The organism is Algoriphagus yeomjeoni, assembly GCF_049821175.1.
GTDB classification, from domain to species: Bacteria; Bacteroidota; Bacteroidia; order Cytophagales; family Cyclobacteriaceae; genus Algoriphagus; species Algoriphagus yeomjeoni_A.
The window spans coordinates 3,085,236-3,101,363 of the sequence record NZ_CP187512.1 but is presented as its reverse complement, the minus strand read 5'-3'; the positions used below and the strand labels follow the sequence as shown (position 1 = coordinate 3,101,363).

General features: G+C 41.1%; 12 protein-coding genes. 3 read left to right on the top strand and 9 right to left on the bottom strand.

What is annotated here, in order from left to right:
* Positions 1-47: 47 nt before the first annotated feature.
* The 5 genes from ACPUEN_RS12495 to ACPUEN_RS12475 form a co-directional block, all read right to left on the bottom strand.
* Positions 48-1,586, bottom strand: a complete 1,539-nt coding sequence (locus ACPUEN_RS12495; RefSeq protein ID WP_111612493.1) for a carbon-nitrogen hydrolase family protein — start codon at positions 1,584-1,586, stop codon at positions 48-50.
* A 44-nt stretch (positions 1,587-1,630) separates the two neighbouring features.
* Complete coding sequence (locus tag ACPUEN_RS12490; RefSeq protein WP_425636249.1) at positions 1,631-2,929, bottom strand: M20 family metallo-hydrolase; 1,299 nt, start codon at positions 2,927-2,929, stop codon at positions 1,631-1,633.
* 110 nt (positions 2,930-3,039) lie between these two features.
* Complete coding sequence (locus ACPUEN_RS12485) at positions 3,040-4,041, bottom strand: acyl-ACP desaturase (protein ID WP_111612495.1); 1,002 nt, start codon at positions 4,039-4,041, stop codon at positions 3,040-3,042.
* Between the two features lie 320 nt (positions 4,042-4,361).
* The gene (locus ACPUEN_RS12480; RefSeq protein WP_425636248.1) at positions 4,362-5,246 is read right to left on the bottom strand and encodes an SMP-30/gluconolactonase/LRE family protein; all 885 of its coding nucleotides are present in this window, start codon (positions 5,244-5,246) and stop codon (positions 4,362-4,364) included.
* A 5-nt stretch (positions 5,247-5,251) separates the two neighbouring features.
* A complete protein-coding gene (locus ACPUEN_RS12475) occupies positions 5,252-6,979 on the bottom strand; it encodes an alpha/beta hydrolase-fold protein (RefSeq protein ID WP_425636247.1) in 1,728 nt (575 codons plus the stop codon).
* Between the two features lie 170 nt (positions 6,980-7,149).
* Here ACPUEN_RS12475 and ACPUEN_RS12470 point away from each other — a divergent pair, with 170 nt between their 5' ends.
* Positions 7,150-8,409 carry a dipeptidase gene (locus ACPUEN_RS12470; protein ID WP_425636246.1) on the top strand — a complete coding sequence of 420 codons (1,260 nt, stop codon included), beginning with the start codon at positions 7,150-7,152 and terminating at the stop codon, positions 8,407-8,409.
* A 54-nt stretch (positions 8,410-8,463) separates the two neighbouring features.
* Here ACPUEN_RS12470 and ACPUEN_RS12465 read toward each other — a convergent pair whose 3' ends face one another.
* Entirely contained in the window at positions 8,464-8,973 is a 510-nt protein-coding gene (locus ACPUEN_RS12465) for an ORF6N domain-containing protein (RefSeq protein WP_425636245.1), read from the bottom strand.
* 260 nt (positions 8,974-9,233) lie between these two features.
* Here ACPUEN_RS12465 and clpB point away from each other — a divergent pair, with 260 nt between their 5' ends.
* The gene (clpB, locus tag ACPUEN_RS12460) at positions 9,234-11,852 is read left to right on the top strand and encodes an ATP-dependent chaperone ClpB (RefSeq protein ID WP_425636244.1); all 2,619 of its coding nucleotides are present in this window, start codon (positions 9,234-9,236) and stop codon (positions 11,850-11,852) included.
* 56 nt (positions 11,853-11,908) lie between these two features.
* Here the strand turns inward: clpB and ACPUEN_RS12455 are convergent, their stop codons facing one another.
* Entirely contained in the window at positions 11,909-13,051 is a 1,143-nt protein-coding gene (locus ACPUEN_RS12455; protein ID WP_425636243.1) for an ATP-binding protein, read from the bottom strand.
* Between the two features lie 122 nt (positions 13,052-13,173).
* Between ACPUEN_RS12455 and ACPUEN_RS12450 the strand changes: the two genes are divergently transcribed.
* A complete protein-coding gene (locus ACPUEN_RS12450; RefSeq protein ID WP_425636242.1) occupies positions 13,174-13,356 on the top strand; it encodes a CPXCG motif-containing cysteine-rich protein in 183 nt (60 codons plus the stop codon).
* Between the two features lies 1 nt (position 13,357).
* Here ACPUEN_RS12450 and ACPUEN_RS12445 read toward each other — a convergent pair whose 3' ends face one another.
* Complete coding sequence (locus ACPUEN_RS12445; protein ID WP_111612502.1) at positions 13,358-13,762, bottom strand: carboxypeptidase-like regulatory domain-containing protein; 405 nt, start codon at positions 13,760-13,762, stop codon at positions 13,358-13,360.
* Positions 13,763-13,825: 63 nt separating this feature from the next.
* Positions 13,826-16,060 carry a DPP IV N-terminal domain-containing protein gene (locus ACPUEN_RS12440; RefSeq protein ID WP_425636241.1) on the bottom strand — a complete coding sequence of 745 codons (2,235 nt, stop codon included), beginning with the start codon at positions 16,058-16,060 and terminating at the stop codon, positions 13,826-13,828.
* Positions 16,061-16,128: the final 68 nt, after the last annotated feature.

The window sequence follows — 16,128 nt, the reverse complement described above, 5'->3', positions numbered from 1 at the left end:
TATACATGTAATGGTTTTGAGGCGAATTTGGTTTACATAAATCCAATTTATTTTGAAATATCCTTGAGTCTTAGCTCGAACAAGTCTGTCCGACGATCTTTGCGGTTTCTCACGCTTCCAAATTGCTCTAATTCACGCAACAAGGATAGATCCACATCCGCAATCAGAGTCATTTCGCTATTAGGTGTAGCTTCAGCTTTGATGCCATTGCTTGGAAATGCAAAATCACAAGGAGTAATGACCATGGACTGGGCGTATTGCATATCCATATTGTGAACTTTTGGCAAATTCCCTACACTTCCGGCCATGGCTACATAGCACTCATTTTCGATAGCTCTAGCCATTGCACAATTTCGGACTCTTGAGTAGCCATTTTGGGTATCTGTCAAGAATGGAATGAAAAGAATATCCATTCCTTCATCAGCAAGAATTCTGCTCAATTCTGGAAATTCAGCATCATAGCAAATCAGAATGCCAATTTTACCGCAGTCTGTGTCAAAAGCTTTCAGTTGAGTTCCTCCTTGCATTCCCCAGACTTTTGCTTCAAGTGGGGAAATATGCAGCTTCTCATACATTTCAACCGAACCATCACGTTTGCAGAGATAACCTACATTATACAGCTTATCATTCTTGATCTTAGGCATGGAGCCGGTGATGATATTGATATTGTAAGAGACTGACAGCTGCGCAAAACGCTTGACAATCTCATCTGTATATTTTGCTAAACCACGAACAGCCTGTGCTTCGCTCAGGTGATTGAATTCTGCCATTAACGGAGCATTGAAAAGCTCGGGGAAAAGGGCAAAGTCCGAACGATATCCTGACACAGCATCGATGAAATATTCTGCCTGTTGCATCAGTTCGTCGAGATTTTCATACAAGCGCATCTGCCATTGAATCAATCCCAGGCGCACGATAGTCTTGTTTGTGGAGGCTTTTTTATTTGGCTTTTCGTAGAAAATATTATTCCATTCCAACAAGACAGCAAACTCACTTGATGCAGCATCTCCCTCCAAGTAGTTCTTCATGATCCGCGCTGGATGGAAGTCGTTCGCCAATTGAAAATTCAATACAGGGTCGTAGATCTCCTTAAGTTTTACTTTTTCCAGATATTCCTTTGGTCCCATTTGATCCGCATACTTGTGGTAATTAGGGATTCTACCGCCAAATACTATCCCTTTAAGGTTTAGTTTTTCACAAAGCTCTTTTCGGTAATCGTATAATCTTCTACCAAGCCTCAAGCCTCGAAATTCTGGTTTTATGAAGACGTCAATACCATATAGCATATCTCCACCATTGTTATGATTATCAAACGTAAAGTTGGTCGTGATGTCTTTGTATGTATGCTCTCCTTCCAGATCAGAATCGCTCACAATGATCGATAGTGCACAGCCGGCTAGCTTATCATTAATTCGAATTACGACTTGCCCTTCAGGAAACTTGGTGATTAAACTTTCAATTTGACTTTCTTTCCAATACGAACCAGGCATACTTCTGTATGCTTCGATCATCGCCGATTTGAGGTCTGCGTAATCAGAAGGTTGTAGGTAGGATAATGATATGTTTTCTACTTGCGTATTGTCCATGGAGTTGCTAAATGTGGTTTGTTGGCCGCTAACTGGGTGCGATATTAGTCTAATTCTTTGTCAATTCTAAGAATGGTCTGAAGCAAGACATTCGCTCCATTTGCAATGGCCTCTGGCGAAGAATATTCTTGTGGGGAATGGCTAACTCCATTTTTACTTGGGATAAAAATCATCCCAATAGGACCTAGCCTGGCCATTTCCTGTGCATCGTGTCCTGCACCACTTGGTAAGTACATGGTGCTCAAACCAAGAGAAGAGGCAGAGTTTTCAATTGCTTTTTGGATAGCTGGATTAGCTAATGCTGGCTTGCTAGCCACTTCTTGATGAACAATCTGGAGCTCGGTGCCACTTTCTTCAGCAAATGCCCTCGCTTTGCTTTCAAGCTCAGCGTAGATTTTCCAGATTTTCTCAGAAGAAAGGTCTCTCAGTTCTAGATTCAGAGTTACTTCTCCCGGGATTACATTTCCTGCGCCTGGGAAAGCTTCTATTTTCCCCACTGTTCCTACCTGAGCTCCTTCGTAAGATTTAACCGTTTCATTCACTGCCAAAATGAATTTGGCAGCAGGAAGCATCGGGTCTTTTCGCATATTCATTGGAGTGGTTCCAGCGTGGTTTGCCATCCCTTTAAACGTGAATTGCCACCATTCTATAGCGACGATTCCTTCTACAACTCCGATTTGTTTTTGATTTTTCTCAAGATTCCCACCCTGCTCGATGTGAAGTTCTAGAAACGCAGCGATGTCACCTTTTTCTCTTTTTACTTCCATGATACGATCTGGATTTCCTCCTACTGCTCTGATTCCTTCAGATTGGGTTAAACCACTACTACTTTTTGTTAGTAAAGCTTCTGGAGAAAGTTGTCCAGCGATAGCCCGACTTCCTACGACTCCGCCTTCTTCGTTGGTGAAAAGAATGAGTTCTAACGGATGCAGTGTAGTGATATTGTTTTCTAGTAATGTCTCCATGACTTCAATGGCACCCATAGAGCCAACTGGGCCATCGTAATCGCCACCGTTTGGAACTTCATCGATATGAGATCCGAAAATTATGGGCTTCAATCTAGGATTGCTTCCAGCCTTTTTTGCGATGATATTACCGGAAAAATCAACTGATACTTCCAATCCGAGCTTTTCTAACTTTTGAATTAAAAATTTACGGGCTGCAATATCATGGGGGCTGTAGGCAACTCGATCAGATCCGCCGGCTTCATTTTTTCCATACGTTGACAGTTCTTTGATCAGACCAGAAAGGCGATTTTGGTTTACTAGAATTGATTGAGTTTCCTGAGCTTTCAAGCAAGAAACTGAAAAGGATAAAAGAAGCAGGCAAAATATGTATTTCATAATTTTCAAATCACGTCCAGATTTATAACAATCTTATAAGTTAGCTTAAACTGTCCTTAATCAAAAAATCCCTTCCGATGTGGAAAGGATTTTTTGAATATTGTTCATGACTATTTCAACCAAGCTAGTTTAACTTCTTCTGGAGCCTTCATTCTATCAGCCAACCTCATGTATCTATCTGAGAGTTTGACAAGGTAATCCTGAGCTTTTGAAGCTACATCGTTTAGGCCCGTTAGACTTTCGATTTTCCAAAGGCTCACCAAATGCTCGATAATTCTCGCATAATCCCACCCGGTATAAATTCCTACTTTCTGAGTGATCGCTGAGAATTCAGCGAAAAGAGAAGGGTTTGAACCACCTTCTCCCATCAGCACTGCAGGCATTACGATTTGCTTTCTCATTAATTTTTCAAAAGCGAGAATTGCTCCATTCGGATCAATATCAAAAATGGCTGACATAAAGCTTTTATAGGCTTTCTCGTGTCTCGCTTCATCTCCAGCAATTTGCTTACAGATTCTACCTAAAACTGGGTCTCCAGCGATATCTGCCAGTTTCCCGGTATTTACGTGAGAGACTTTCGTCGCTCTTTCCTGAAATGAGGTGTAAACTATGGCCTGATAGGGATCTCCTCCAGTATTCGCATCAAAACCATTCATCAATAATCTATGAATAGTTTGTTCCATAGCTTTCATATCTACCCTTCCAGTCATGTAGAGGTATTTATTAAGAAGATCACCATGACGGTTTTCTTCAGCTGTCCAGGATTTAGACCATCTCACCCAGCCAGAAGGAGAAAGTAAACTTCTTTCAGGATTGATTCCTTCTAAGAGATTGAAATAAGTCTGATAACTTGGAAGAGCTTCTTCAGTTATCAGGTTGCCAACAAGGGAAGTGAAAACTGTATCTGGAATACCTTCAGATCGTTGCTGAAGCAGCTTTATTTGATCATGAATATCCGGATCTCCAAAGTCGGGTAGGAAATCTGATGGTTGCCAGCATTTGTCTGGATCAACTAGGATATTATCTACGGCTTCGCCAACAAGACCATCCAGCTGAGAGATAACCTCTATGTTTTTTTCTAGTTCGTAATCTATTTCTCCTGATTTCATCATGGATAAATTTAAGTCCGAATTATGGCTAACTCGGTATGGTTTTGAATTAGGACAAATTTACTCACATTTGAACAAATTTCTGATAGAAAGTACCTATCAATGATTTGTCATTCTATAAGTGGTCAACTTACAGAGGTTTAACTATACAAAACATGATATTATTCATAAAATAGTGCATGTTTTGCTTTTAGGTGCTCCAAAAAGGGTGAGATTCTTTAGGAGGCATGTTCATTAATATAAGGAAAAATCAGGCCTTCCCGTTCACTTAACTAAAAAAAGCCTCCAAAGGAAGGCTTTTTTCTAAGATTTGCAAGGGAGGATTAATAATCCAATTTATAGGCTACAACTTTGTTTTTGAAGAATGTAGGGACCAAAACAATGTTGTCTTCTGGAATAAACCCGATATCTGCAGTATTGGACGAAACATCTTTAGTGTCTAATAGCAATGTCTCTCCTTCTGCATTTACAAAGTAAATTTCTCCTGCCCAGCGAGAAGCTACATAATTGCCATCTCCCAAAATCACCAATCCATCACCACCTGTGACAGTGCTATTCATGATCATGTCAGATCCGTCTGAGTTGAGCGCAACTAGTCCGGATTTATCCAAACCATATAATGCCCCATCTTCTCCAATAGCAATACCATTGATAGACTCATGACCTTCAGTTACGGTGGAAATTGTACCGCCATCGAGCATGTGTACTTTGCCAGTATTCATATCTGTGAAATAAACTTTGCCATCATAAGTAGCCAAATCGTTGAGAAACTGTCCACCTTCAATCGGATATTTCTTGGAGATTTTTCCTGATTCTAAGTTGATTTCGACCAATTGATCAATGTCAGTTACGTAAAGGTTTCCGTTTGCAATGCCCATACCTTTTGGTGCATTCAATCCAGTGACCCACTCCTGATTGACTATGTTTCCTTCTTTATCGATGATGGAAATAGAACCTTTTCCATCTTTATCAGTAGGCTGCCCTTCTATATTAGATACATAGATTTTGCCAGAAGCAGCGTCGAATAGTACAGATTCATTAGTTGTCAAAGTCGAATCTGTCTCCCAAATCTTAGTAAGTGTTGGTGTTTTTACTTCCTCTACGACTACCTCCTCAGTCGTTTCTTCTGTTTTTGGAGAGGAACAATTTGCAAATAAGAATGCGCTTGAAAGTCCGAGAAGACCAAGCTTTAGTGCAGATGATTTCATATTAGTTAGTTTTTAGTTAGTGTCCAGTTGTATTGATTAAATCCTGCTGGGGCTGTTTCTTTTAGACGTTCCCCTATTTCTTCCAGATAGAGTGTATTATACCTTAGTCTGGAGATATAGTTTGGCAGTGTAGGATCTCCGTTCCAGCAATGCTCGGCGCGGTCACCGTATGCGACTGTGCCATCATAATATGGATTTTGGGTTTGTTCCAAAAATTCTTCTGTCAAGTAAACTGCATTATTTAGGTAATAATTATCCATGTCCCCACAGTATATATTTACTTTTCCCTCAAGTTTTGGTCCTAAAGTATCCCAATCCCGCTCCATGATATGGCGAAGGTCGTAATTCTCTTTCCAATAGGAAGCAACTTCTGAGTCGATTTCTCCTGAATATTTATCCCAAATTGGTTTTGGATAACCATCTGTGCCCACAGGAGAATAAACAGCTTGCCAAATATCGAACTGATCTCCGGACCTACTTTTGTTGCCCCCTATAGCCAGTTCTTTATGGTTCATATCCTGCACAGTAGCAGAAATATGGCCTAAATAGTCCCTATGACCCGGGCGAAGGGTCTTCCGGAATTCGCCTTCCTGATAATAGGCATTCTGATCTTCATAGAGATTGATTGAAGTATAAGCTCTGAAATCTATAGGGTCAGGGCATGCTGCGAAACAGCCATTGTATTCATCAGGATAAAAAACCTGTACCGCTAAAGCTTCCCATCCACCGGTAGATCCTCCATAGAGAAAGCGTGACCACCCTTCCCCTATACCTCGGAATTTTTCCTCAATATGGGGAATCAATTCATAAGTAATGGCATCTCCGTAAGGCCCAAGATTGGCAGAATTGACAGCATAGCTATCGTCATAATAAGGATTTGCATGTTGGATCTCGATAATAATGAAGCGCTGGAAGTCTGGCGAAGTCCATTTTTGGTAGAAATCATAGGCTTCTTGCTGCTGAATTTTTTCGTAGCCATAGATTCCAAACCGTGCACTGTAATCATCTTCAGAAAGGCTGGGGTCAGGTGGGATTGTTCTAAAACCTGAAAAATCCGAAGGAAAATGCCCGTGGAAAATCATCAGGGGGTAATACTGATTTGGGTTTTCATCATAGCCTTCTGGAAGCAAAATGTTTGCGCCAAGGAACATGTCTCTTCCCCAGAATTCTGAAAGTTTTTCTGATTTGAATTGAATATGCTTGATATATTTTGTGTCTTCTGGCTGGGTGACTTCCGGGATAATATTTTCAATCGTCAAGCTTAATTTTTGCCCTTTTTTCCAGTCCACTTTAACTGGATTGCTGTAAATATTTTTTGGAGCCCGTGTCCACTGCCTACCTTCTCCTTGATCCATGGGAAGTTTTACGGTGTGTCCGTCAGCTCTTTCGAAGGTGTCGTGCTTTTGGATAAAAGCTTGGACATAATAGGTGCCATCTTCCATTTCCCCAATGCTTTCTACTGGATATCCAAAACTTTCAATGTCGAAAACGATTGCTTTCGAAGCTTCATAATTTTCAAAATTCATCCCAAAAACCTGATTTGTACCCACATTATCATTGATTCCGAATCGAGGTTCTGAAGTGCTATCTGTAGAAAAAATCAAGAGCACTCGCCCATCTTTTAGCTCTGTTTGTAGAGGTTCATCAATTTCGATTTCGATTTGAGAATTATTTGGAGAAGTACAGGCCCAGCTTGCAAATAGAATCAGGGCGAAATAGATGAATTGTTTCATGTTGGGTGGTTTTGTGTTGGAATTTACATATTTCCCATTGATTCTAGGGGTTATTGGTTTTTATAAACTTTAGAATCGATAATAATTTGGTTCAAAACGCCATTGATGGATTAATGGGATTTCAATTAGAAAAACCACTTATCTTACGGATTAATCTAACCCACCAACTTATGAGAAAATATTTAAGCCTTGCCTTATTGGCAACCATGGCAATTGCATGCGCCCCAAAGGAAGAAGAAACTGCAGTCGATTACACAGCTCTATCTGATGAAGAGCGCCTTGAGATAGCAACACAAATTGCACATGAAACTATCATGGTAGACGGCCATGTGGATTTACCCTACCGAATGAAAGTAGGTGGATTTACACTGCAACGCGAGATTTTGGATGTGTCTGTCCGTACACCTGATGGGAACTTTGATTTTCCCAGAGCCAAAGAAGGCGGTCTTGATGCGCCTTTTATGTCTATTTATATCCCTGCTGGACTTCAGCAGACGCCAGGTTCTTCCAAGGCTTTGGCAGATTCTCTTATTCTAATGACGGAGCGTTTAGCTGAGACTTTTCCAGATCAATTTGCCATGGCATATAGCCCCGCCGATATTGAAGCTAATTTTGCCCTAGGCAAAGTCTCTCTTCCGATGGGAATGGAGAATGGATCCGCACTAGAGGATGATATCTCAAACGTGGAATATTTTCACGGAAGAGGTATTCGGTACATCACACTAACTCACGGGAAAGCCAATCTGATTGGAGACAGCAGCTATGATACAGTAAGACTATATAATGGCTTGAGTGAATATGGCGAGAAGGTAGTGGCTGAAATGAACCGAGTGGGTATTATGGTTGACTTGTCACACGTTTCCGATGATACTTTCAAAGATGCATTGGCGATTACCAAAGTTCCTACTATCGCCTCGCACTCTTCTGTGAGGGCTTTTACTCCAGGTTTTGAGCGGAACATGAGTGATGAGTTGATTCAGGCAATGGCCAAAAATGGTGGCGTGATGATGATTAATTTCGGTGGTACTTTTATTGATTCTGCTTACGCGGCGGGAAGTTCAGCGGTACGTGAGCATCTTATTAACTACCTAGCAGAAAATAATCTTTCGAGAGGAGATTCAGCAGCTCAAGCGTATATTTCTGAATACACAGCCGCTAACAACCCATTTCCAACAGTGCAGAGAGTTGCTGATCACATAGATTATGTGAAAGATTTAGTGGGCATTGACTACGTAGGTTTGGGTTCCGATTTCGATGGAGTTGGTGATTCTTTGCCTACAGGACTGAAAGATGTTTCTATGTATCCAAACCTGATTGCGGAACTTTTAAAGCGTGGTTACTCTCGGGATGAAATTGAGAAGATTTGTTATAAAAATATATTCAGAGTATGGCAGGCTGTGGAGGATTATGCAGTTTCTGAAAAGGGATGAAAAATTGAAAGATATTTTTAATTCAACCCTGTTTCATGGAAATGGAACAGGGTTTTATTTTTTAAAACCAATTGTTTTCCTTTCCCCTAAACTTGGTTTCAGAAGTTCTTCTATCATTTGATAGATATGATTGATGTGCTGATTTTGGTTGGATTCGGCATCTTGTAATGCTTGAATTTTGTCCTGCAGCTCTGAATAATTAAGCACCCATTCTCGGATCCTTACGAATGTTCGAATGATAGAAATATTGACTTGAATGGCCCTAGGGCTGTTTAGCACTGATGAAAGCATAGCAACGCCCTGTTCTGTGAAAACATATGGCAAGGTTCGACGACCTCCCCAACTTGAGGTCACAAATTGTGACTTCAAGTTTTCCCATTCTTCTGTAGAAAGTTGGAACATAAAGTCTTTTGGAAATCTTTCGGGATTCCTTTTGATGGCCTGATTCAAAACTTTTGTTTCAACTCCATACATTTCCGCCAGATCACTATCCAGCATTACCTTCTGATTTCGGGTTTTGTGAATGAGCTGTAGTACCTGCTCCTCATTTAAAAGCTCACTCATACGTGATTGTTTTAAAAAGTGTAAACTAATATATAAAAATAGCCTCTTTTAACTACTTATAATGTCGTGAAATCATCATATTCCGAATAAAATTCTGCCAACTTTTCAGTTTTATAGGGTAAAATTTAATTTTTCCAGCCATTGTGACCGAGAAAAGTAATTGGAGGTAGTTTTGATAATAAGGATTAAAGCAAGTCCAGAGATTGAATCATTTGGCCTTGACTAGTAAAAGTAGATACCACTAATAACCAACTATAACTATGGACTTTAAGCAATTCACTATAAAATCTCAGGAGGCGATTCAAAAGGCTCTGGAGATAGCTTCTTCAGCTGGACAGCCCAATATTGAGCCGGCACATTTGCTGAAAGGAATTATCTCAGAGGATGAAAATGTAACTGAGTTTTTGTTTAAGAAACTTGGAACCAATAAGCAGTTCATTTCTCAAAGGCTAGACGAGCAATTGGCGAGACTGCCGAAAGTAAGCGGCGGGCAGCAGCCACATTTATCGAATTATTCTAATCAAGTGCTTACAAAAGCGAAGGATTACCTGAAGACTTTTGGAGATGAATATGTTGCAATAGAGCATTTGTTGCTGGCTATTTTGGCCTCAGGTGATGCTACTTCTCAGCTATTGAAGGATCAAGGAATTTCAGAAAAAGCACTGATCGAGGCAATTAAAGAACTTAGAAAAGGAAATAAAGTGACAGACCCAAACGCAGAAAGTAAATATCAGGCACTGGAGAAATACTCTAAGAATCTGAACGAGATGGCTAAAAAGGGGAAAATTGACCCTGTGATAGGCCGTGATGAAGAAATTAGAAGAGTGCTTCAGATTTTGGCTAGAAGAACCAAAAATAACCCGATTCTTCTTGGTGAGCCAGGTGTGGGTAAGACTGCAATTGTGGAAGGCCTCGCGCAAAGAATTGTTTCTGGAGATGTGCCTGAAAACCTAAAATCCAAGACCCTTATCTCTTTAGATATGGGTTTGCTAGTGGCAGGAGCCAAATATAAAGGAGAGTTTGAGGAGCGATTGAAAGCAGTGATCAAAGAAGTAACTGATGCAGAAGGTGAAATCATTCTCTTTATTGATGAGATTCATACACTAATAGGTGCAGGTGGAGGCGGTGAAGGAGCCATGGATGCAGCTAACCTGTTGAAACCAGCTTTGGCACGAGGAGAACTTCATGCGATCGGTGCTACGACGCTGAAGGAATATCAGAAATACATTGAAAAAGATAAGGCGCTGGAGCGAAGGTTCCAGGCAGTAATCGTAGATGAGCCGGACGCTGCGGATGCGATTTCCATCCTTCGGGGAATCAAGGATAAGTATGAATTGCACCACGGAGTTCGGATCAAGGATGATGCGGTAATCGCGGCTGTAGAGCTTTCTCAGCGATACATTTCCGATCGTTTCTTGCCAGATAAGGCCATTGACTTGATGGATGAAGCCGGAGCCAAATTAAGGATGGAAATTGATTCCTTACCGCAGGAATTAGACGAGTTGAATCGTCGAATTATGCAGCTAGAGATCGAACGAGAGGCAATTCGAAGGGAAAAAAACAAGGATAAGGAGACAGTATTAAGTAAGGAATTGGCTGAGTTGGCTGAAAAGCGTGACAGTGTAAAAGCGAAGTGGGAAAGTGAAAAGGCTGTAATCACGGGTATTCAACGTGAAAAGGAGCGTATTGACAATTATAAAGTTGAAGCTGAGCAAGCTGAGCGAGCTGGAGATTTTGGCAAAGTAGCTGAGATCCGATATGGAAAAATTGGTGAATCAGAACAGAAATTGGAGTCTTTCAAAAGTCAGTTGAAGGAAATGCAAGCTGGCTCTCCTTTGCTGAAAGAGGAGGTAGATCAGGAGGATATTGCAGCTGTAGTGTCTAAATGGACAGGAATTCCAATGAACAAAATGATCCAATCTGAACGTGAGAAGTTATTGCACTTGGAGGATGAATTGGGTAAAAGAGTTGCAGGTCAGAAGGAAGCAATCACTGCCTTATCAGATGCTGTTCGGAGAAGCCGTGCTGGGTTGCAAGATCCAAAACGTCCAATTGGTAGCTTTATCTTCATGGGTACCACTGGAGTTGGTAAAACTGAACTTGCGAAAGCTTTGGCAGAATACCTCTTCAACGATGAAAACTCCATGGTGCGAATCGACATGTCAGAGTACCAAGAAAGACATGCGGTCAGTCGTTTAGTAGGAGCACCTCCAGGCTATGTAGGATACGATGAAGGTGGGCAGTTGACTGAGGCTGTTCGTAGGAAGCCGTATTCTGTGATCTTATTGGATGAGATCGAAAAAGCTCACCCAGATGTATTTAACATACTTCTTCAGGTCTTGGATGATGGTCGATTGACTGATAATAAAGGACGAATCGCCAATTTCAAGAACACGATTATCATCCTGACTACTAATATCGGTTCGCATTTGATTCAAGAGAGATTTGCTGAGATGGAAGAGTGGAATAAGGACGAGATTTTGGACAAGACCAAAGCAGAAGTTTATGAGTTGTTGAAAAAGTCAGTAAGGCCAGAGTTCTTAAATAGAATAGATGAGACAATCATGTTTGAGCCGCTGAATAAGCAGATCATCCGTAAGATCGTGGATATTCAATGGAAAGAAATACATGACAGATTATCAGAATCAGGTATAGAAATAGAAGCGACCAAAGACGTCTTGGATTATCTAGGTGAAGTAGGTTTTGATGCGAATTTCGGAGCAAGACCGCTGAAGCGAACCATGCAGCGATTAGTACTCAACGAGCTTTCCAAACAGATTTTGGCAGGTTATATCAAAAACGACTCTGCGGTCTTGGTGGATTTGGATGCTGATAAGCAGGTTTACTTTAAAAATGTTGGCTCTGAAATAGAAGTGTAATTTAGGTTATTGGTTAGAGTTAAACCCTCGGAGCAAGTCGCTTCGAGGGTTTTTTGTTACCCTCCGATCCAATCCAGGTAATTCCCTGAATGAATCACATCGTATGTGGAGTCAGGATAGGCTTTTGCCCAGGCAGCGGGAGCTTTGGGAGCTTTGGTACTTTTGTATTTAAACTCGTAAGCCCGAAGTGTATCAGCCCCTTCTTCCACCCAATCGATTTCCTGCTGATCATAAGTTCTCCAGAAATAATTAGTACAGCGAATATGACTGTAATACTGAAACTTCATCCGTTCTACGGCGAGGTAGTTTTCCCAAAGTTCCCCCACATCAGCCCGAAGTTCTAATCGATTGAAGTTTTGAATAATCGCATTCCGCACACCATTATCATAGAAATACCAGCGGCTATTTTTGACGATTTCCTTGCGAAGATTTCTACTGTATCCACCGATCTTGAAGACCACGAAAACTTTGGAAAGGAGATCCAGGTAGCGCTCCACGGTGTTTTTGGACATTCCAAGTTGCTTTCCGAGTTCTTCCAGCGAAACTTCCTTTCCTACCTGAAAAGCCACTAACCGGAGTAGCGAGTAGAGCTTGTCGGAATTTTTCACCCCATCCACCATCAGAATGTCTTTCAAAAGATAATCATTCATAATCTGATAGAGGTAGTCTTCCTTATCTTTCCAATCGGGATAGCGAGTCAGTTCAGGGTAGCCTCCGAATATCAGTCGTTCTTCGCGCTTTTCCAGCGTAGTTTTGAAATCTTCCACTTGAGCAAATTCCATCAGGGCTAAAGGAAAGAGGAATAGCGTGTTTTTTCTCCCTACCAGGGGTTCGCCTACTTGCTGGTGCATGTCGAAGGATAAGGAGCCAGTGGCTATTACTTGTATTCCTTCAATCGTATCCACAATCAGCTTTAGAATCAGCCCAATCTCAGGGATATGCTGTGCTTCATCGATGATCAAAAACGTTTTGCCAGCTAGCAAACGGCTGTAGTTTGCTACTGATCTTTCTTGTAGAAGCGCCGCATCGAGCACATCTTCTCCATTGAGGATCAGGCTTTGCTGAGGATCGACATCTTTGGTAAATTGACGTACAAGCGCAGTTTTCCCTGATCTACGTGGACCGAGAATCATCAATACTTTATTCGGTATGAGTTTCCGATCAAAATCGGCTCGTAATGCTCTGGGAATATTTTGCACCGTCTATCTTATTGAAATACAGTGCAAGGCAAATTATTCTTGCCAGAATTAAAAAGATAACTGACGGAATTAACGTAAATAGCGTCAGTTGATAAGAAAAATGTTATTCATTACCTTCCGATATGCTTGAACACTTCTTCCAGTGTCTTTATTGCTTCGAGGAGATTTCTATGTTGATTGATCCTTCCGTGGCCTCCCAAAAGTATATTGAGGACTGTGAAATTTGCTGTAATCCGATTGAGGTTCAGATCACGATTGAGGAAAATGAACTTGTTTCTTTTGAAGCAAAATCAATCGAGCATTAAGCTACTCTACTTCTTTTTTCAGGGTGATTTTTCCCAGGTCCTTTGGTAATTTCTTTGTGTTTACCAACATCTCTGTGGATTCGTAATCAATCATTGAGATTTTTAAGGTCACAGTTTCTTCATTAAATTTTTCCAAATCCAACCAGAAATTACCTTCTATGTTAGCAACGGTTCCGGTAGTTGCATCTTTGACTTTGATGACCGCGCCAGGGATTGGCTTGTTTTCTGATGAAACAATAAGGCCTTTTACAGTTTTTTCATATTCTACTTGTTCCGTGTCAGGAGCTGCGGTAAGCTTGGAGATAGAAAAGGCTAATCCTCCAAGAAATAAACAAAATGAGACGATCACCCCAATATTTATCCTCCTTAACTTACGTTTGTGTGAATCAATCGATGTGTTTTTCATAGCTCTACTAAATTTTAATAGCAAGAAAAATAAAATAGTTGATTAATCCTAATCTTTTGATAATTAGTTAACTGGAGTGTTTCTAAGCAAATAATTTGTTAATAGTGTATACAAGTGAAGGGACGTTCCAGCTCCCTCATAAATTCCATGTGATCGGTTTGGGTAAGGCATCATCTGGAATTGCTTATTATGTTTGATCAGTTCGTTCATCAGCATTTCTGCACTTTGATAATGCACATTGTCATCGCCTGTACCATGTACGATCAGGAGATTTCCTTCGAGATTTTTGGCATAAGTAATTGGAGACCCATTGACAAAGTCGTCCATGTTTTCCTGAGGGAGTCCCATGTAGCGTTCTTGATAGATGTTGTCATAGATCAGCTGATTCGAAACTGCCGCTACCGACATTCCAGTTTGATACACTTCAGGGAATTTAAACATCAAATTTAAAGTCATAGAACCTCCACCGCTCCAGCCCCAAACGGCTACTCTAGATTCATCCAAGTAAGGAAGTTTCAGTAATTCCTTCGCAGCCAAACCTTGATCCCGAGTATTGATCACACCGATTTTCCGGTAAATACTCTTTCTCCATTCGCTACCTTTCAACGTAGGTGTTCCTCGATTATCCATATCAATGATGAAGTAGCCTTTTTGCGCCAGCATGATATTGTAAAGTCCAACTTGCGTATCTGTAGCCACCGTGCTCCAAGGTTCGCCATAGACGTGGAAAAGCACTGGGTATTTCTTTTTCTCATCAAAATCCACCGGATAAATAACCCGTGCATCCAAGGTTACGCCCCCAGACGTAGTGACGGTTGTGAATTTGATTTCCGGTGTTTTGAGCGAAGCTAATTTTGCTTTGTAAGCCTCATTTTCCACCAGGTATTTTACGACCTTATGATCAGGCAAGGCAACCAATCTTGTGGTCAAAGGATCTGAAGTGCTTTGATGATTGTGAACCGCAACTTGTCCGTTTGGTGCGATGTCATAGGTATTCACTCCTTCGAAAGCATCTGGTGTCACTCGTCGGAGTTTTCCTTTGCCAGCTAGATCAATCGCATATAGATACCGCTGGGTGGCGTTAACTGGTGAAGCGATAAAGAAAACTTCCTTGTCCGAAAGTCCTCCATATGAGGCGACATCAAATTCCCCTGGTGTGAGTAAAGTCTTGTTTCCGGAAGCAATATTTACTTTATAAATATGTCTCCATCCGTCTTTTTCGGTCATGCGTAGAAAAGCTTTTCCATCATCGACCAGCGGCAAGCTATTATCGCTCCAGCCATATCTGGACAAATCAGGATAGGCTAGATCTACCCAAGTCTCTTCCGTCTCCACATACACTTTTTTCAGGTCTTCGTTGGAAGGTTTATAGGTCCAGATGGTTAGTTGGTTTTGCTTTCTGTTCATCTGTTGGATCAACAACAAATCTTCATTGATCCACTGCATGCCAGGCAAGTAATTTTCCTTTTCTCCACCCGGAATAGGAATCCACTTGGTTTTTTGCGAAGCCAAATCAATGAGACCGATTTTGGCTCCAGCCGGCTCTTCACCGACTTTTGGATATTGAAGTGGAATGGGCTTAGAATAAACCGAATCGGTATTATTGATCATGTAAAAAGTGCCAATTTCCGAGGCGTCGATATGCCAAAAAGCGATGTGCTCCGCATCAGGGCTCCAGGCAAAACCGTCCCGCTTGCCAAATTCCTCCTCATAAGCCCAGTCAAAGGTTCCGTTGATGATTTTGTCTGTTCCGTCGGAGGTCAATTGGGTGACTTCTCCAGTTTGAAAGTCTTCCAGGTACAGATTGAACTTCTGCACATAAGCGACTTTTGAGTTGTCGGCAGAAAACTTTGCAAACATCAGAGACGAAGGCTCAAAGTCATTTCCAAGTTGCTTTAAATTCTCATTCTCCAAATCATAAACCCAGTAATCTCCTTTTGTATTTGATCTCCAGACCCGACTGGAATTGCTGAAAATCAAGACTTTAGATCCATCATCAGAAAGACTAAAGGATTCGATTGTGATTGGTTTGCCATTGTTTTGCAACGCAGAACCCGGCACGAAAACACTTTTCTCCAAACTCTTACTATCCCATCTCACCAATTCATTTCCGTCCTCCACGGTCACATAAGCCGCTCCATTTTCTATCCATTGGATGGGTTGAAGTCTTTCCTGCTGGAATTCACTCGAAGCATAGATTCGTTCTAGTGTGAGTAAGTCTGATTTTTGGGCAAGAATAGAGCTTGTTATAAAGAAGCAAAGGAAGAATAACAGTTGTGATGGTTTTGTAAAACGCATGACTTGTTTAGTTTAAACTGAAGTCTTCAAAAATAAGGGAATATCCCAAGATTTTTCAATAGAGGTCA